Here is an 18,389-nt window from a genome sequence, read left to right as displayed (position 1 = left end):
TATTAATTTTAGCTTAATTCAAGTTGAATTAATCAGTGATTAGGTTCTCACCTGTCATATCTGAAGGTTGTTCCAAGCCCATGATATGAAGGATAGAAGGTGCTACGTCAGCCAAACGACCATCCTTCACTGTTGCAGAGTTATTATCAGTAACGTAAATGAATGGTACAGGATTCAATGAATGGGCTGTATTTGGCGTGCCATCAGGGTTAATTGCGTTATCAGCATTACCATGGTCTGCAATAATGATAGCCTCATAATCGTTAGCCTTAGCAGCCTCGATAACCTCCTTTACACAATGATCAACTGCCCAAACAGCCTTTGCGATGGCATGATAAACACCTGTATGACCTACCATATCACCATTAGCAAAGTTCACAACAATGAAGTCGTACTCCTGTGTATTGATAGCTCCAACAAGTTTATCTTTCACTTCGAAAGCACTCATCTCAGGCTTTAAGTCGTAGGTAGCAACCTTTGGAGAAGGAACAAGAATGCGATCTTCACCCTCATAAGGCTGTTCTCTACCACCATTGAAGAAGAAGGTTACGTGCGCATACTTCTCTGTCTCGGCTGTATGAAGCTGTCGCTTACCAAGACGACTGAGGTATTCTCCTAGCGTATCCATCACATTCTCCTTAGGGAAGAGTACATGTACACCCTTAAAGTTAGCATCGTATGGTGTCATACAATAGTACTGCAAGTCCTTGATTGTGTGCATACCTTCCTCTGGCATATCCTGCTGTGTCAACACTTGTGTCAACTCTTTAGCACGGTCATTACGGAAGTTTATGAAAATAACAACATCACCTTCTTGGATTGTTCCATCTACAGAAGAGTTATTGATAGGCTTGATAAACTCGTCAGTAACGTCTGCAGCATAGCTATCTTCAACCGCTTTCACCATGTCTGTAGCCTGAACTCCCTTGCCCTCAACGAGTAGGTCGTATGCTTCCTTCACACGATTCCAACGCTTGTCACGGTCCATTGCATAGAAGCGACCAACGATTGAAGCGATATGAGCACCATTGCTGTCACACACCTTTTGAATGTCTGCGATAAAACCAGCACCACTCTTTGGGTCTGTATCACGACCATCCATAAAACAATGAACGTACACATCCTTTAGATTATATTCCTTTCCAATCTCAATGAGTTTGAATAGGTGATCCAAAGAAGAGTGTACACCACCAGTTGAAGTAAGTCCCATCAAGTGGAGTTTCTTACCAGTTTTCTGTGCATAACTATATGCTTCAACAATACCAGGGTTCTTTAGGATGTCTCCTGTCTGGCATGCCTTGTTAATCTTAACCAAGTCTTGATAAACGATACGACCGGCACCTATATTCAAGTGACCTACCTCCGAGTTACCCATCTGACCATCAGGAAGACCTACATCTTCGCCTGATGCCTGTAACTGAGAGTGTGCACTAACAGCATTCAAGTAGTCTAGGTAAGGTGTAGGAGTATTATAAATCACATCACCTTTACCATGCTTTCCGTTACCCCAACCATCGAGGATCATCAATAAAGCTTTCTTTGCCATAATTTTACCTTTATATTTTACACTATTATCTACGTATTGCAAAGATAGTGCCAACGATAACCAAGAGTACACATACACAATTTGTCAATCGCTGTCTATCTTTTGCAAAGGTACTATAAAAGTCTAAGATGATAGCATAAAGCCTACTGATTTTTGATTTTCAATCGATGAATTAAGAGCGGTTTAACAATATTCTTTAATACAATTAAACATTATCATTTAACTTCAAAAACAACACCTTTACATTCGGAAAGCAATGGGTATATAAAAAGGCATACCTTTCTTAGGCTTTGAAGTCCACTTCCATTTAGGCATTAACTTGGCTACACGCAGTGCTTCTTCATCTAAAATAGGGTAAACGGAACGCACTACTTTGAAATTACTGCATGTCCCGTCAACATCTACAAAGAACCCAATAATAACACGACCTTGTACACATGTCTCTGCAAGAATAGGTGGATAACGCAGGTTCTTAGCGATGAACTCTTTCAAATCACCAGGGAAGTAAGGCGTTGGAACAAGCTCACAAATGAACTTCCGAACACTATCCTCCTTCTCTACTGATACACGTTTACAGGTGTCCACCTTGTTTGTATCACTCTTCGCAGGCTTTATCTTGTCTAAAAAGTCCTGTGAAGGATCTGCACACATATAACGCCATGTAGGTCCAGAAGGGACATTTTTCTTCGGTTTCATCGTTCTTTTACGATGCTGGGCAGTAGCATTTCCAATCATAAGAAAGCTGATTAAAAACGCAAAAAACAACTTCTTCATCATTACCATACACTTTTAAATATTCTTATTCAACATTTCTATCAGTTCAAAATATCTTTATCATCTAAAAAGAAGAGTTACTCCTCATTTTTAACAGAGCCTTTCTTCCACTTCAAAAGAGCCCTTCTTCACATCAAAGAAATGCCCTTCTCAAATCAAGGAAAGCATCTCTTCCCATTTCCAAAGCAATATCATGGAAATCAAGCTATTATATCCTTACAAACATCTATTAGGCAATATCTTCTCCATTGGAGGAGCTTACGGAAAGCTCCCAAACCTTTTCTATTCAAAACCCGCACCAGTGCTTAAACGCAATCACACCGCTGCGGGTTTATGAAATGCAGATGACAATCATTGGAACTAATCGTCAATGCAAAGGTAAGGAGGATTTTGCTTCAATGCAATAGCACTCTTATTGTTGACACAAAGATAATGAAAAGACATCTCAATCACAAGCACTTACAAAGTTCACTTACCTCTCTTTGACACAAAATTATCGTTCTCAACATCAGCAAACTTGCCTTTTCCACTTTAATTATCTATCTTTGTACACATGAAGAGAAAGTTTCTTTTATTATTTATCTGTCTTTTGTCGTTGCTATCATGCAGTCAAAAGAAACTTCCACATTATCCAGCTACAGATGATGGGATTACTCGTATGCACCTTGATAGTGCCGCTATATATACAAAAAAACATGATTTACACAAGGCAATGTACCAATTAAAGGCCGCAGAAAAGCGCCTTTTCAACGTCACACAGGATTCTCTAAAGTTTCTTACTTACTATCACATTGCACAAATTAATGCTCAAGATGGTGCTTACAAAATTGCTTTAGAATATTTAAAGCATGCGGCACGAAATACTAATGACGTGAAGCGTAGCCACAGAATGACTGATATATACATAGAAAAAGCCTTTATCTACAATCAAATGGGCAAACGGGATTCTGCTCTTAACAGCTTACAAAGAGTTGAGAAGTACAAACCTCGCATTCGAAAAGATCAAGAGAAACGGATAGAAGAGATGCGACAACACATCAGAAGGCACCAAATTGTCGCCATATCACCAGGTAAAGACATTGAAATTGTACAACTGCAAGACCTTTATGAGGTAGCCTTAGCACAACGCAAGGCAGTTGAATTGAAACTTTATATTGCTTATCTCCTCCTTACACTCATCCTCGTTTCAATTGGAATCACGATATGGTTTCGTCGCCGTATGCGTCAACAACTTCAGTTCTATCGCCAACAACAACAGGAAACAGAACATAATATCCAACTAACACTACGTCGAAAAGATGCCACGATAGATGAGATGAAGGCAGAAATAGATAGTAAGCTCGATGAGCTCAACCAACTCCGGTATTCTATCAAAGCCCACAATAAAAACATAAAAACGTCCGATTCCATCGAACAAATCAAACTCGGAATCGATACCTTATATACTATCTTAAAAGGAGGAAACTTATCACAGATGGGCAAAAGAGAGCAACAAGCTCTTAACATGATTATGCCCAACTATGATTACGAACTATCTTATATCCTCAACAATCCACGCTTTGCGCTCACACCAAAGGAGTGTTTCTATTATATTATGGAGCACTATGGGATAGAAGATGACCTGAAAGCACAAGCATTCTGCTGTACAGCACAAGCCATAAGGTCTATTAAAAGTAGACTTAAAAAGAAACTGGAACAGAACTAATCACTGCATTAAGAATCTCGCCGCATACTCTCCCATCTGTTTATAACCTGATGGATTAGGATGCAGCCAATCGCCAATTTGCCATTCACGACGCAACTGCTCCGGTGAAGAAGGATCTCTCATAAGAGCATCAAAATCGATGAATCCATCAATTTCACGTGTTGTTCGAATCCATGAATTGACAGTTTTACGTGCCTTTTCACGCTCTTCTGTGAAATAACTACGGCATCCACGGAATGGAGTTATCGTACCCATATAGACTTTCAAACCACGTTGACGTGCTTTCTTTATCATCACTTGATAGGCTTCAACGAGCTTTCGTGCAGTCTCTTCTGGGTTGGTTGACGTCCCTATATCATTAATTGCTTCAAAGATGATAACGGCTCGCAAGCCTCTTTGAGCAAGTATATCACGATCGAATCGATCTTTTCCTGGCTCACCTAAACCTACTGATAAGATTCGATTATTACCAATACCTAAATTCAAGACACCCGTCTTCCCAACTTTAGAAGGATTAGTACCTGCACCATTATTCAATGCTGTTGAAAGGAAATCTGGCCAACGATCTTGAGCATTAGTTGTACTTCCTTTACCATCTGTTATACTATTACCAAGGATGGCTATACTCGATGATGTCGCGTCAAGAACATCAATCGCAGAGATATTAAACCAATGATCTTCCTTGAAAGCGGTTGTAAAGTCTGAGTACGCATTAGTCGTTCCACGAAGAATATAAGAGGTGGTGCGCGACCCCATGTGAACGGTTGGTTCCTTCGGTGCTTTTAGATAATTAATAGTAATGGAAACACGCTCTAAGGGCTGTAACTTAAACTTTAATGCATCAGAAAAGACTGCTTTTCCAGCAGGAACAATCACTCCTCGCTTCTTTCCAAATTGTAAATACTTCGCGGAAGTCTTATATATCTCTGAGCCATTACCCGCCTTTGCAATATATACACTAGCTATTTCTATTGGTTCCGAAGATAGTTCATTGCTAAGTTGTAAACGAATCACATTTCCGCCAATACTAACCTTCACCACCTGACGAACAGACCTATTGGTCATCTGATTGTTGTAAGGCATAAATGACTTATCAACTGTTTGTGGAGCACAAGCCCATGTTCCCACCCAATGTGGTTGCTGAGCATGGGCAGTCAGAGCAATGAATAACAATAAAACAAATGCAATTTTACGTGTCATATTATAACTATATTTAATCCAGAATACCAATTCTTACCGATTTAATCGATTATCTCCTCACTTCATTTTTTCAATTTGTATGCGTCATGCATGTCGCTATTTAAAAGAGAAGAATGACAAGTAAGACTTTCTATCTCACCTTTTATATATTCCTTAAAACCATCACCTTCCACTATACGAATATCCTTAAAAAGTCCAAGAACAAACCTACCGAGTCCACGATAATCGCAAACTTCAATATTAAGAAGCCATGTATCATCTTTTACCTGCGTCAACAAGTAGGCTCCTTGTGGGTATTCTTCAACGAAAAGGTTGCGTGATAATTGTCCAAGAAGAAGCTTCACACGATGCCGAAGTTCCCCACTAAACATAAAGATATCGGTGAAAACTTGTCGATGTTTATCTTCATGTAACCATGATGTCTCAAGTTCTTCAACGCTTTCCATACGTGATATCTTGAAAGTCTTGTTCTCTCCAGACAGTATTTCATGGCATCTTACATCCTCATTGTTATGCAAAAGAAGGTAAGGTTCTACTATTCTGTCCTTTATTGTATGGCTATGTGGACTAGAATAACCCAATAGTTTAACCATGTGTTTATGCTCCATAGCATTTTTCAAAACCTTTAAATTGGTTTCAATCTGCCGATGAATTGGTGAATTTACAACTACAGAGAAGTCATAAGCGCTTTCTATTTTCTGTCGAAGTTGATTGATCATTAAACTATTATTACCCTCCATCCCCAAGAGACTATGGATTATCTTCACCTCAGAGTCACTCCATTGAATACTCTGAAGAAGTCTTACAAAGAAAGGAGACCGTCGGTCAATATGATAACATCCATCATGCTTGAATACTATAAAACCTGCATGTTTGATAAAATCAAGTAGGTAATAAAAATTGCGACGAGATAAGTCCATCCGCTCACATAAGTCTTGTATCGCATAGTTATTACCATCGGATAAGAGGATGATAAGTTCTAATTGCTTCTTTAGTTTATCAAATCTCATGACTTACAATTAGATGATTTAGAAATAAAAAGATAGTTGTCCATCTCCTAAAAGGTTATAACTTTTTCGATGAAATGGTGTTATTCCGTATTTTCGAATAGCCTCACGATGCTTCTTTGTGGGGTATCCCATATTCGACTGCCAGTCATATTGAGGATATTCCTCAGCCAATGAAAGCATGTAATCGTCACGATATGTCTTAGCAAGGATAGATGCTGCAGCAATAGAAAGATACTTACCATCACCTTTAACTATTGTGGTAAAGGGTAAATCTCGATAGGGCTTAAAACGATTCCCATCAATAATAATTGCCTCAGGATGTGTTCCTAACTGATCTAAAGCACGATGCATAGCAAGAAAAGAGGCATTGAGAATGTTTATCCTGTCAATTTCTTCGGGGGTAACAATACCCACCGCCCATGCAAGGGCATCACGTTCTATTATCTCTCGGAGTACATAACGCTTTTTAGCTGACAACTTTTTAGAATCGTTTAGCATATCATTCTCATAGTTCTCAGGTAAGATGACAGCCGCAGCATAGACACTCCCTGCAAGGCATCCTCTTCCGGCTTCATCACAACCAGCCTCTACTAATCCTTCATAATAATGACTTTTCAACATGAATAGCACATTTTAATCGTTAAAGAACCTTTCCGCTTAAATATATATAACAAACGTTTTTCTTTAAGTGAATACCCTCATCACAAGGCTAAGTTACTTTTGTAAATGCGAACCAAAGATGGTTCTTACACCTTATATATAATATATAGCAAATAACAATAAGACAAAGAATATGAAAAAGGAAATGACTTTCACAGAGCAGAACACGTCGTATAATGACCTCAGTAGACTTTTCAGCGATGGCTGTGCATGGCTTCAAGCACCTGTAATGTGGCTTAGAAGATATTACAGTGCCATACTTGAACGTGAAGTAAGTACGAAACAAGCATCTTACATCACGCAAGCACAGGTGGTATTTGTATTTGCTGCTTTCCCTATTATGTCGTCCCTCTTACTACATCTTGCTGCCGTTCTTTGGTTTGCAGCGAGCATTTACATGTGCAAGAGAGCCTAAAGGAATCAGAACATCATGGATACTCGCTTGATACCAGCGACCAAAGCGTCTACTTCCTCACGGGTGTTATAAAGTCCGAAAGAGGCACGAACAGTTCCGAGAACACCCAAGCGGTCCATCAAGGGCTGGGCACAATGATGACCAGTCCGGACTGCAATACCAAGTTGATCGAGGAGTGTACCGAGGTCCATGTGGTGGATATTGCCTATATTAAAGCTGATAACGGCATCGCCACTATCCCCAGCATGCCCGTAGATGTGCATTCCTTCTATCTCACGCAACTGCTGAAGGGCATAATGTGTGAGGTCTTGCTCATGCGCAAAGATGTTATCCATTCCCAAAGCAGAGACATAATCGAGGGCTTTGGCAAGTCCGTGAGTAGCGACATAGTCGGGAGTTCCGGCTTCAAACTTCAATGGCGGACGTTCAAAGGTGGTCTTCTCAAAGCTTACGTGCTCTATCATCTCACCGCCACCTTGGTAAGGTGGCATCTTGTCAAGCCACTTCTCTTTACCATAAAGAACACCTACGCCCGTAGGACCATAGACCTTATGCCCACTAAAAGCAAGGAAATCACAATCTAAGTCTTGTACGTCAACGGCAAAATGCGGTACGCTTTGTGCACCATCAATCATAACTGGTACACCATGTTCGTGGGCAATCCGAATCATTTCCTTTACAGGATTGATGGTGCCAAGAACATTGCTTACCTGCGTCACACTAACAAGTTTTGTACGTTCGGTGAAGAGTTGCTCATAAGCCTGTAGGTCGAGGACTCCCTCATCGGTCATTGGAATAACCTTTAGCACAATCCCCTTGCGCTGTTCTTGCAACTGCCATGGAACAATATTAGAGTGATGTTCCATGGTAGAGACAATCACCTCATCGCCTGTTTGCATACATCCTTCTGTAAAGCTGGAGGCAACAAGGTTCAGACTCTCCGTCGTTCCACGTGTAAAGACAATCTCCGTAGTGGAACGAGCATTGATAAACTTCCGCACTGTTTCGCGTGCCGCCTCGTGTAAGTCAGTTGCCTGTTGCGACATCCAGTGTACTCCACGATGCACATTTGCATTCACATTAAGATACTCTTCACGCATGGCGTCCAGCACACAGAGCGGTTTCTGCGTGGTAGCACCATTGTCAAAGTAAACTAACGGCTTACCATAGACGGTGCGAGAGAGTATCGGGAAGTATTCTCTAACTTTATTGATATCGTACATCTTCTATTGGGTTAATGGGCCATATTAGGCTAATTAGGCTAATGAGGCTTATTGGACTAATTGGGCCAATAAGGCTAATTAGCCCAACATCTAATTACTTACACAAGTTGCAACCTTCGCACTTATCAAGCTCACCACGGAAGCGCTTTTCTACCAAATGGTGGAGACGGTCACGCAGTGGTTCGAGTTCCATCTTGTCGATGACTTCATTGATAAAGGCAAACTCAAGGAGGAGTTTAGCTTCTTTTCTGTCTATACCACGTTGCTCCATATAGAAGAGAGCGGCATCATTGAGCTGTCCAACTGTTGAGCCATGATTACACTGAACATCATCAGCATAGATCTCAAGCATTGGCTGCGTGAACATTCGAGCAGTCTTGCTGGCACAGAGGTTACGGTTATTCTCCTGTGAGAGTGTCTTCTGTGCGCCCTTACGAACGAGTACACGACCTGCGAAAGCACCCACAGCATTCTCGTCGAGTACGTATTTATAGAGTTCGTTGCTTGTGCAATGAGGTACTTGATGGTCGATAAGCGTGTTGTTATCAACATGCTGATTCTTGTCAGCAATCACACAACCATTGCAGAAACACTCGCTGCCCTCTCCCTTGAAAACAAGGTCGAGCATATTGCGAGTAACTCCGTTATGCAATGTAATGACGTTATGACTTGCACGTGAATCACGCTGCTGCTCGATATATACATTCGACACGCGTACATTCTTTGCATGCGTTTCCTCAAGACAGTTCAACTCAAGATTGGCATTCGCACCTACGTAGGCTTCGATTACCTGTGTGGCAAGGAAGTTACGGTCGTCAGCAGCATGATCACAGAAGAGGAATTGCGCCTTAGCACCTTCTTCGAGTACAATAAGTACACGACGATTGACCATCAAGTCAACATCTGAACGGAGGATATTTATTACCTGCACCGTACGATCAAGTTGCACATTCTTAGGCACATAGATAAAGAGTCCGTCTTGTGCTAACATCGTATTCAGTGCCGTAACGGCATCTTTCTCAGTGTCAGCCAGCTTACCATAGTACTTCTTCACCAACTCTGGACGCTCTTTAGCCACACGACTCAAACTATCAATGACTACTCCATCGTTGAGTTTTACGTTTGGAAGTGCCTTCGTATAGAACTGATCGTTGACTATAAAGTAAAGAGATGTGCTGAGATTGGGCACATCACATCTGAATGTCTCGTATGGGTCAACGGGTATTTCAAGTCTGTTGAGGTTCAAACCATAATCTGGTTCGAATAGCTTTTGCATGTCCGTGTACTTATAGCGTTCCACCTTCTTGGTAGGAAAGCCCAGCCGACGGAAATCGTCAAAAGCCTTATCGCGCACCTCATTCATCACAGGAGCAGCGTGATCCTTTATGATTTGCTGCGCCTCTGTGTAGAGGTCTATATATTGTTTTTCGCTTTGCATGTTTGTTTTAAGAAGTTTGGGAGCAATGAAAGAGCAGTCTTTGTAATCCTTTTTTACCGTTTATTACAACCTAAAAAGAGGTTTTATAACTCTTTGAGAGCCATCATCTTACAGACAATTAAAAATCTCTTATAAGACAATTTAAATTCTCTTATAGGACAATTTGAATTCTCTTATAAGACAATTTCAACTTTCTACTAACTCTTTTCCTACTCGCTCCATTATGTAAATACTTTTTCTTACACGACGTTATCAGTCGTTATCCACTTCTTCCTTTATCCAATCGTAACCGCGTTGTTCAATCTCCTTCGCCAATTCTGGGCCTGCCGTCTTCACGATACGACCTTTATAAAGCACGTGAACAACGTCTGGTTTGATCATATCAAGCAGTCGCTCATAGTGCGTGATGACGATGTATGAGGTTTTATCAGTATGCATCTTGTTAACGCCATCAGCTACAATGCGCATAGCATCAACGTCAAGACCAGAGTCAGTCTCGTCCAGAATACTAAGCTTTGGCTCCAACATTGCCATCTGGAAGATTTCATTACGCTTCTTCTCACCCCCCGAAAAACCTTCGTTTACACTGCGACGGGAGAGTGTGGAGTCCATCCCTACCAGCTGACGTTTCTCACGCATGAGTGCCATAAACTCAGCAGCCTTCATTGGTTCTAATCCTTCATAGGCACGCTTTGCATTGATAGCAGCCTTCATGAAGTTTGTCATACTCACGCCAGGTATCTCAACAGGATATTGGAAAGAGAGGAACAAACCCTCGTGAGAGCGGTCTTCCGGCTTCATCTCCAATAGGTTTTTGCCATTAAAAATAGCCATACCATCGGTCACCTCATAGAGAGGATTACCCGTCAGTACGGCACTCAGCGTTGATTTACCCGAACCATTAGGTCCCATGATAGCATGCACCTCACCATCTTTTACCGTGAGGTTGATACCTTTTAATATTTCTTTTCCTGCGATGGTTGCATGCAGGTTTCTTACTTCTAACATATTATCTTTGCTTTAATTATCCTTCACTAAAAATGAATTAACAACATCTAACAACGTATCGAACACGAAATCAGAGAAATGATATTCACCACGAGCCATCTTTTCTACTCTCTCTTGCTCTATTTGCTCTTCAAGGAGCGAGGACGAATAAGCATCTTTACCAAAGAAAGACTTTGATTTCTTCTTATAAGGTGGTAAGTTACCTATCATCTCCGAGCCCGTAACTGTACGATAGAGACGAGTATCGAAGGGCTTAGGTGTATACGGTAACCCCATCACAGACTGGCATGTAATCGCTGTATCCTGCTTCACTTGCTCATCAATCAAATATTTCTGCCACGGCTTTATCTGCCATGATTGGGCTTGAAGCATTGTTGTAAGGAGCAAACCAAACGTGATAAGAATGAGCTTTCGCATGTTGTTTATTCAGTTATATTATCCTACCGTTCCTTCCAAAGTTACAGAGAGAAGTTTCTGTGCTTCAACGGCAAATTCCATTGGAAGTTTGTTGAGAACATCCTTCGCATAACCATTAACAATCAAGCCGACAGCATCCTCGGTAGGAATACCACGCTGATTACAGTAGAAGAGTTGGTCCTCACTTATCTTCGAAGTGGTTGCTTCATGCTCAACAATAGCAGTATCGTTGTGGATGTCCATATAAGGGAATGTATGTGCACCGCAGTCGGAACCTAAGAGAAGAGAGTCACAACTTGAATAGTTACGAGCGTTCTCCGCATTGGCTGTAGCACGAACCAGACCACGATAAGAATTCTGACTATGTCCGGCAGAGATACCTTTCGAGATGATTGTACTCTTCGTATTCTTACCTATGTGAATCATCTTCGTTCCCGTATCTGCCTCTTGGTAGTTGTTGGTTACAGCAACAGAATAGAACTCTGCCTGTGAGTTATCACCCTTCAACACACAAGAAGGATACTTCCAAGTAATAGCCGATCCAGTCTCTACCTGTGTCCATGACAGCTTAGAGTTCACTCCACGCAGTTCGCCACGCTTTGTAACAAGGTTCAAGACACCACCCTTACCATTCTCATCACCAGGATACCAGTTCTGAACAGTAGAGTATTTAACCTCTGCATTGTCTAACACAACGATTTCAACTACCGCAGCATGCAACTGATTCTCATCACGCATAGGAGCAGTACAGCCCTCAAGATAGCTAACATACGAATCATCATCAGCTACGATCAATGTACGTTCGAACTGACCAGTGTTGATAGCATTGATGCGGAAGTACGAACTAAGCTCCATCGGACAGCGGACACCTTTAGGAATATATACGAAGGAACCATCACTGAAGACCGCAGAATTGAGTGCTGCAGAGTAGTTGTCACGATAAGGAACAACACTTCCAAGGTATTTACGCACCAGGTCTGGGTGCTCCTTGACTGCTTCACCGATAGAACAGAAGATAATCCCCTTCTCAGCTAACTGCTTCTTAAAGGTTGTCTTCACTGATACTGAGTCCATAATGGCATCAACAGCCGTCCCACTCAGTGCTAATCGTTCTTCCAAAGGAATACCTAACTTATCGAAAGTCTTCTCTAACTCTGGGTCAATCTCCTTATTCTTAGGCTTCTTCGCCAATGGATCAGCATAATAAGAGATATCCTGCAAATGTATTTCTGGCAAATGCAAGTGTCCCCACGTTGGTATAGGGAGTGTCTGCCAGTAACGGAAAGCCTTCAAACGAAAATCGAGGAGCCACTCTGGTTCCCCTTTCTTCTGCGAAATAAGTCGAACGACATCCTCGTTCAGACCCTTCGGAATGACCTCCGTATGTACATCAGTCGTAAAGCCGAACTCATACTTCTGCTCTGCGACTTTCTTTACAAATTCATTATTCTTGTTCTCAGACATTTGTTTTGTGATTAAAGAGAGGAGAGGCTGTTCAGTCGTTAAAGAGGTTAAAGGATGTCAGAGGAATCAAGATCAATACTTACAATTGCTGTAGACCTCTTTATCTCTAACGTTTAGCCCATCTGAAAAACACTCTTTACCTTTCTTATACCTATTGCTTGACGCATCAAAACCTATCGTTCCTCTTCATCCAACAATAAGTCTTTTTAGCTCTCGCCATCTCTATTCTCGATACTAAATATACACTCTATGACCATACAAGATGTATGCCATGAAGTTCTACGGCAACATTTGTTACCATGAAGAAAAAACCGTCTTTACTCCTTTACCGGAGAGAAGACGGTTTTTTTATGTTGTTACAATTTCTGTTCAACCTCAATCTCCGTGAAGGTTTCGATAATGTCACCCACCTGTAAATCATTATAGTTGACAAGCGAGATACCACATTCGAGACCCGTTGCGACTTCCTTCACATCATCTTTATAACGTTTCAGGGCGTCGATAGGAGCTGTATGAATAACAATACCATCACGAACTACGCGACCTTTATCCTTGCTATGAACCTTACCTTCAGTAACCATACCACCGGCAACCGTTCCAACCTTGGATATCTTGAAGACTTGTTTCACCTCAAACTGACCAGTGACAATCTCCTTCTTCACCTTGTCAAGCATACCCACCATCGTTGACTTCACATCATCGATAGCATCATAGATGACAGAGTAAGTATTGATCTCAACACCCTCACGGTCGGCCAAGCGGCGTGCATCGGCAGAAGGACGAACCTGGAAGCCGACAATGACAGCATCAGAAGCAGATGCTAACATAACGTCACTCTCAGAGATCTGACCTACCGCCTTACTGATCACGTTCACATTAACCTTCTCTGTTGACAGCTTGATGAATGAGTCAGACAATGCCTCGATAGATCCATCGGTATCACCCTTCACGATGATATTCATCTCATGGAACTCACCACGAGCGATTCGGTGAGAGATATCAGACAGAGTAAGACGTGTTTGTGTACGCAAGCCCTGCTCACGTTGCAACTGCTCACGCTTGTTAGCAATCTCACGTGCCTCCTGTTCAGTCTCCATAACATGGAAGGTATCACCAGCTGTTGGTGCACCATTCAGACCAAGGATAATAGCTGGTTCCGCAGGTCCTGCACTCTCGATGCGTTGGTTACGCTCATTGAACATAGCCTTAATACGTCCCCATGAAGTACCAGCGATAACGTTATCACCAATCTTCAACGTACCATTAGACACAAGAACCGTACTTACATAACCACGCCCCTTATCAAGAGAAGACTCAATGATAGTACCTGTAGCCTTACGGTTAGGGTTAGCTTTAAGATCCATCATATCGGCTTCAAGAAGGACTTTGTCAAGAAGCTCATTCACTCCCAATCCCTTCTTAGCACTGATCTCTTGACACTGATACTTACCACCCCACTCTTCAACGAGCAGATTCATCTGTGACAAGTCTTCACGTATCTTATCAGGATTAGCTCCTGGCTTATCAATCTTATTGATTGCAAATACCATAGGAACACCTGCTGCCTGTGCATGAGCAATAGCCTCCTTGGTAGTAGGCATCACAGAGTCGTCCGCCGCAATGATGATAATCACAATATCGGTAACCTGCGCACCACGAGCACGCATAGCAGTAAAGGCTTCGTGACCCGGAGTATCAAGGAAAGTAACCTTACGGCCATTCTCCAATGTTACACTATAGGCACCAATATGCTGGGTAATACCACCTGCCTCACCAGCAATCACGTTCGTGTTACGGATATGGTCGAGCAAAGAAGTCTTACCATGGTCGACATGACCCATGACAGTAACGATAGGAGCACGTGAAACAAGGTCGTTCTCATCATCAACCTCCTCGCTAACAGCCTCCTGTACCTCAGCACTGACATACTCTGTCTTGAAGTCGAACTCATCAGCAACGAGATTGATAGTCTCAGCATCCAAACGTTGGTTGATAGAAACCATGATACCGACAGACATCAATGTTGAGATGACATTCGTTACAGGAACATTCATCATTGTAGCCAACTCAGAAACAGTAACGAACTCTGTCAGCTTCAATATCTTACTTTCCTTGCGCTCTGCCTTAGCCTCCGCATTCAGACGCTCTTGAACAGCATCACGCTTCTCCTTACGGTACTTAGCACCCTTCTTGTTCTGGCTCTTACTTGTCAGACGAGCAAGTGTCTCCTTTACCTGGCGTGCTACAGCTTCATCATCAACCTCTAATGGTTTCTGATTACGGTTGCGGTTCTTCTTTCCACCGTTCTTATTATTGCCGTTATTGCTACCCTTCTTACCATTCTGGTTTTGCTGTTGATTAGCGGCAGCATTGATATCTACGCGTTCCTTATTAATACGAACGCGTTTTTTCTTGCCCTGACCATTATTCTGACCAGCCTTCTCCTCACGCTCTTTACGACGTTCCTCCTTACTCTTCTTCTTAGGACGAGTACTCTGGTTCAGCGTACTAAGGTCTATCTTACCTAAGACATTCACCTTAGGAGTATTCAAGATCTTCTTCTCGTTCTTTGTCAAGAAGAGCCCATTATCTTTCTTTTCCTCCACTACTGCAGAATTTGTAGTTGTATTTGATGTTGTCGAAGCAGGCTCTGCCACTACTTCAGCTTTTACTTCTTTCTTAGAATCATCATGGTTCTTTTCCTCATTCTGAGGTGCCTCCACAACTTTTGGCTCAACAGACTTCTGTGTCATATGACCCTCAACAGATTTCTCAACCTTTGTTTTATTAGTAGTAACAGACTTATCTGTCTCTACCTTTTCTATTGGCTTTTCATTAACAACAGGCTTATCTTCTTTTTCGGATTTCAAAACCTTATTAACCTCATTCTTAACCTGCTCTTGGCTAACGGCAGTAGCAGCTACAGGTTCAGAGTTCTTTTCAGTAGGAGCAACAGAAGACTTAGCGACCGGCTTATTAAGCTGATCGAGATCTATTTTTCCGACTGGTTTATACTGCGGACGATTACCCTTAAGCAGAGCCTCTGCCCTATGTTCTGCAGTAGACTTCTTCTCTTTAGGCTTCTTTTGGAAAAGTTTAGCAGCGTCATTCTTAACCTCTTTATCGTTTTTAAAGGCTCCGACAAGAGCATTATACTGCCCATCACTGAGTTTGAAGTTCAAGTCACTCTTAACCTCTCCCAACTCTTGTTTCTTCTCCAAGAACTCCACTGCCGTCTGAAGTCCTATATTCAATTCTCGAATTGCTTTGTTTAATCTGATGCTCATTAACTTTATTTTATTCGGTGTTGGGTGCTAGTTGTTGGTAGTTGTTTTGCCTTTTGGTAGAGAGGGGTTCCGAACATGGAGTCGATAAATAGTCACACCCGTTAGCTATCAATCAACAGCCATCACCCACCAACCAATCACCTTTTATTGTTCAAACTCTGACTTCAATATGTTCAAGACATTATCAACAGTCTCTTCCTCTAAGTCAGCTTTCTCGATTAACATCTCACGTGGAGCATTCAATACCTGTCGAGCAGTGTCAAGTCCGATACCTTTAATAGCATCGATAACCCACTGATCAATCTCATCAGAGAACTCATCCAAATAGATATCCTCTTCAGCATTCTGTTCATCAAGCTCACGGAACACATCGATAGTATAACCTGTCAGCATACTAGCCAACTTGATATTCATACCACCACGACCAATAGCTAGACTCACTTCTTCTGGTTGCAAGTAAACTTCAGCCTTCTTGTTTTCCTCATCAATGGTCAAACTGCTAACCTTAGCAGGAGCCAGTGCGCGCTGAATAAAGAGTTTAGTATTGGCTGTCCAATTGATGACATCAAGGTTTTCGTTACATAATTCACGAACGATGCCATGTACACGACTTCCACGCACACCAACGCAAGCTCCAACAGGATCAATACGTTCATCAAAACTCTCAACAGCTATCTTCGCACGCTCACCAGGCATACGAGCAATCTTATGAATTGCTATTAAGCCTTCCGCAATTTCAGGAACTTCTGCTTCAAGAAGACGCTCTAAGAATTCAGGAGCAGTACGTGAAAGGATAATCTTTGGATTGTTATTTTCATTATCAACACGATGAATCACCGCACGAATAGTCTCACCCTTACGATACTGATCACGTGGAATCTGTTCACCCTTAGGGAGTATCAACTCGTTATTCTCGTCATCAACAAGTAAGACTTCACGTTTCCAAGTTTGATAGACTTCACCTGAAATTATTTGACCAACACGATCCTTATACTTATTATATAGAGAGTCATGCTCCAATTCAAGGATCTTTGACGCCAAAGTCTGGCGTAAATTCAATATAGCACGGCGACCGAACTTATTAAAATCGACCTCCTCACTAACATCCTCACCAACTTCATAATCGGCTTCTATCTTACGTGCATCCGTCAGACTAATCTCTTTATTTTCGTCTTTAACCTCACCATCAGCCACAACTACGCGGTTACGGTGAATCTCAAAGTCTCCCTTATCAGGATTAACAATCACGTCGAAGTTTTCATCGCTACCGAATATCTTTGCGAGAACATTACGAAAGCTCTCTTCCAATACACTCACAAGTGTTGTGCGATCGATACTCTTGGTGTCTTTAAACTCCTTAAAGGTCTCGATCATATTCGGACGCTCTTCTTCTACTTTTCTTGCTGCCATAGCCTTTACTTGAAACTTATTATATATTTTGTATACTTTACTTCATCCATCTTGTACGCATGGTCTACATCCATTTTCACTGGACGCTTCTTTCCTTCCACTTGTACTTTCTCATTAACTGCAACGACGAAATCATTGCCATCAACGCTCTTCAAAACGCCTTTAACCTTCTTCCCATCCTTATCCAACACCTCAACTTCCTTTCCAATGAAGTTCACATACTGTTGAGGAACCTTGAATGGCTGTCCTAGACCAGCAGAACCAACTTCTAACTCATAATCCTCCTCATCACGTGAAAGGCGATCTTCTATATATTTACTCAGCTCTACACAATCCTCGATCCACACCCCATCGGCATGATCAATCTCAACGACAATCTTGTCATCTGAACTGATTTGAATGTCAACTAAGAAGTATTCCTTACCTTCCAGCCACTCGTCAACGAGACTCTTTACAACGTTTTTATCTATCATAAGCGTTTTAATATGAAAAATGAGGAGCTATCGAAAGCCCCTCATTCCTCTGAACGTGTGCAAAGTTACAAATAAATTCGACACAAGCCAAATGTTTTCTACTTTTTCTTAAGACTTCACTTTTCTAACACATATAACACAAGTGATGTGTAATAAGACGTTCCAATCCGAACTTAACCAATGTTCCTTAAGGTAAACATACTTTTAATTATTACCCAAGATAGCCTTTCTTGTGAAACAGAAAGCACTATATTGAATTAGGGGAAACGACTCCTTTGCTTTAAAAACAATCTAAAAATTAACTAAAAACAGACTATTTAATCATTATAAATAAGCTATTTTCATCATACGAAAACACC

The 18,389-nt window shown here is 41.6% G+C and carries 15 protein-coding genes; 2 read left to right on the top strand and 13 right to left on the bottom strand.

The window, feature by feature from the left end; genetic code table 11:
* Positions 1 to 28 precede the first annotated feature (28 nt).
* Positions 29 to 1,546: a 2,3-bisphosphoglycerate-independent phosphoglycerate mutase gene (gpmI, locus tag O3603_RS00895; RefSeq protein WP_371519666.1), complete on the bottom strand. Its 1,518-nt coding sequence runs from the start codon at positions 1,544 to 1,546 to the stop codon at positions 29 to 31.
* 240 nt (positions 1,547 to 1,786) lie between these two features.
* Positions 1,787 to 2,242: an energy transducer TonB gene (locus O3603_RS00890; protein WP_371519663.1), complete on the bottom strand. Its 456-nt coding sequence runs from the start codon at positions 2,240 to 2,242 to the stop codon at positions 1,787 to 1,789.
* 631 nt (positions 2,243 to 2,873) lie between these two features.
* Here O3603_RS00890 and O3603_RS00885 point away from each other — a divergent pair.
* On the top strand, positions 2,874 to 4,025 hold the full coding sequence (locus O3603_RS00885; protein WP_371519660.1) for a hypothetical protein: 1,152 nt from the start codon (positions 2,874 to 2,876) through the stop codon (positions 4,023 to 4,025).
* Here O3603_RS00885 and O3603_RS00880 read toward each other — a convergent pair whose 3' ends face one another.
* From O3603_RS00880 to O3603_RS00870, 3 genes are all read right to left on the bottom strand, one after another.
* Entirely contained in the window at positions 4,026 to 5,225 is a 1,200-nt protein-coding gene (locus O3603_RS00880) for an SGNH/GDSL hydrolase family protein (protein ID WP_314519900.1), read from the bottom strand.
* Positions 5,226 to 5,287: 62 nt separating this feature from the next.
* The gene (locus tag O3603_RS00875) at positions 5,288 to 6,235 is read right to left on the bottom strand and encodes a helix-turn-helix transcriptional regulator (RefSeq protein ID WP_371519657.1); all 948 of its coding nucleotides are present in this window, start codon (positions 6,233 to 6,235) and stop codon (positions 5,288 to 5,290) included.
* Positions 6,236 to 6,253: 18 nt separating this feature from the next.
* Positions 6,254 to 6,856 carry a ribonuclease HII gene (locus O3603_RS00870; protein ID WP_371519655.1) on the bottom strand — a complete coding sequence of 201 codons (603 nt, stop codon included), beginning with the start codon at positions 6,854 to 6,856 and terminating at the stop codon, positions 6,254 to 6,256.
* A gap of 172 nt (positions 6,857 to 7,028) precedes the next feature.
* On the opposite strand from O3603_RS00870, the gene O3603_RS00865 reads away from it, so the two are divergent.
* Positions 7,029 to 7,310 carry a hypothetical protein gene (locus O3603_RS00865; RefSeq protein ID WP_371519653.1) on the top strand — a complete coding sequence of 94 codons (282 nt, stop codon included), beginning with the start codon at positions 7,029 to 7,031 and terminating at the stop codon, positions 7,308 to 7,310.
* Positions 7,311 to 7,315: 5 nt separating this feature from the next.
* On the opposite strand, the gene O3603_RS00860 is transcribed toward O3603_RS00865, so the two are convergent.
* The 8 genes from O3603_RS00860 to rimP form a co-directional block, all read right to left on the bottom strand.
* Positions 7,316 to 8,533, bottom strand: coding sequence for a cysteine desulfurase (locus O3603_RS00860; protein WP_371519650.1), 1,218 nt, complete (start codon positions 8,531 to 8,533; stop codon positions 7,316 to 7,318).
* A 94-nt stretch (positions 8,534 to 8,627) separates the two neighbouring features.
* On the bottom strand, positions 8,628 to 9,971 hold the full coding sequence (sufD, locus tag O3603_RS00855) for a Fe-S cluster assembly protein SufD (protein WP_371519647.1): 1,344 nt from the start codon (positions 9,969 to 9,971) through the stop codon (positions 8,628 to 8,630).
* A 252-nt stretch (positions 9,972 to 10,223) separates the two neighbouring features.
* Positions 10,224 to 10,979: a Fe-S cluster assembly ATPase SufC gene (gene sufC, locus O3603_RS00850; protein ID WP_279181079.1), complete on the bottom strand. Its 756-nt coding sequence runs from the start codon at positions 10,977 to 10,979 to the stop codon at positions 10,224 to 10,226.
* Positions 10,980 to 10,991: 12 nt separating this feature from the next.
* Positions 10,992 to 11,396, bottom strand: coding sequence for a hypothetical protein (locus O3603_RS00845; RefSeq protein WP_371519644.1), 405 nt, complete (start codon positions 11,394 to 11,396; stop codon positions 10,992 to 10,994).
* An 18-nt stretch (positions 11,397 to 11,414) separates the two neighbouring features.
* Positions 11,415 to 12,860 (bottom strand): Fe-S cluster assembly protein SufB, encoded by a 1,446-nt coding sequence (sufB, locus tag O3603_RS00840; RefSeq protein ID WP_371519642.1) that lies wholly within the window; start codon positions 12,858 to 12,860, stop codon positions 11,415 to 11,417.
* A gap of 356 nt (positions 12,861 to 13,216) precedes the next feature.
* A complete protein-coding gene (infB, locus tag O3603_RS00835) occupies positions 13,217 to 16,147 on the bottom strand; it encodes a translation initiation factor IF-2 (protein WP_371519639.1) in 2,931 nt (976 codons plus the stop codon).
* 144 nt (positions 16,148 to 16,291) lie between these two features.
* Positions 16,292 to 17,557, bottom strand: a complete 1,266-nt coding sequence (nusA, locus tag O3603_RS00830) for a transcription termination factor NusA (RefSeq protein WP_155714909.1) — start codon at positions 17,555 to 17,557, stop codon at positions 16,292 to 16,294.
* Positions 17,558 to 17,562: 5 nt separating this feature from the next.
* On the bottom strand, positions 17,563 to 18,030 hold the full coding sequence (rimP, locus tag O3603_RS00825) for a ribosome assembly cofactor RimP (protein ID WP_009435524.1): 468 nt from the start codon (positions 18,028 to 18,030) through the stop codon (positions 17,563 to 17,565).
* Positions 18,031 to 18,389: the final 359 nt, after the last annotated feature.

It is taken from the genome of Prevotella sp. 20925_1_30, from assembly GCF_041433025.1.
In the GTDB taxonomy this organism is placed as follows: domain Bacteria; phylum Bacteroidota; class Bacteroidia; order Bacteroidales; family Bacteroidaceae; genus Prevotella; species Prevotella vespertina.
This window is presented reverse-complemented; position numbering and strand designations above follow the sequence as displayed.

What these genes read in the sequence shown, in the direction of transcription:
- O3603_RS00870 (WP_371519655.1), bottom strand. Translation starts at nt 6,856, where the DNA reads ATGTTGAAAAGTCATTATTATGAAGGATTAGTAGAGGCTGGTTGTGAT.
- O3603_RS00865 (WP_371519653.1), top strand. Translation starts at nt 7,029, where the DNA reads ATGAAAAAGGAAATGACTTTCACAGAGCAGAACACGTCGTATAATGAC.
- sufD (WP_371519647.1), bottom strand. Translation starts at nt 9,971, where the DNA reads ATGCAAAGCGAAAAACAATATATAGACCTCTACACAGAGGCGCAGCAA.
- O3603_RS00885 (WP_371519660.1), top strand. Translation starts at nt 2,874, where the DNA reads ATGAAGAGAAAGTTTCTTTTATTATTTATCTGTCTTTTGTCGTTGCTA.
- O3603_RS00845 (WP_371519644.1), bottom strand. Translation starts at nt 11,396, where the DNA reads ATGCGAAAGCTCATTCTTATCACGTTTGGTTTGCTCCTTACAACAATG.
- O3603_RS00860 (WP_371519650.1), bottom strand. Translation starts at nt 8,533, where the DNA reads ATGTACGATATCAATAAAGTTAGAGAATACTTCCCGATACTCTCTCGC.
- O3603_RS00880 (WP_314519900.1), bottom strand. Translation starts at nt 5,225, where the DNA reads ATGACACGTAAAATTGCATTTGTTTTATTGTTATTCATTGCTCTGACT.
- nusA (WP_155714909.1), bottom strand. Translation starts at nt 17,557, where the DNA reads ATGGCAGCAAGAAAAGTAGAAGAAGAGCGTCCGAATATGATCGAGACC.
- O3603_RS00875 (WP_371519657.1), bottom strand. Translation starts at nt 6,235, where the DNA reads ATGAGATTTGATAAACTAAAGAAGCAATTAGAACTTATCATCCTCTTA.
- sufB (WP_371519642.1), bottom strand. Translation starts at nt 12,860, where the DNA reads ATGTCTGAGAACAAGAATAATGAATTTGTAAAGAAAGTCGCAGAGCAG.
- sufC (WP_279181079.1), bottom strand. Translation starts at nt 10,979, where the DNA reads ATGTTAGAAGTAAGAAACCTGCATGCAACCATCGCAGGAAAAGAAATA.
- gpmI (WP_371519666.1), bottom strand. Translation starts at nt 1,546, where the DNA reads ATGGCAAAGAAAGCTTTATTGATGATCCTCGATGGTTGGGGTAACGGA.
- O3603_RS00890 (WP_371519663.1), bottom strand. Translation starts at nt 2,242, where the DNA reads ATGAAACCGAAGAAAAATGTCCCTTCTGGACCTACATGGCGTTATATG.
- rimP (WP_009435524.1), bottom strand. Translation starts at nt 18,030, where the DNA reads ATGATAGATAAAAACGTTGTAAAGAGTCTCGTTGACGAGTGGCTGGAA.
- infB (WP_371519639.1), bottom strand. Translation starts at nt 16,147, where the DNA reads ATGAGCATCAGATTAAACAAAGCAATTCGAGAATTGAATATAGGACTT.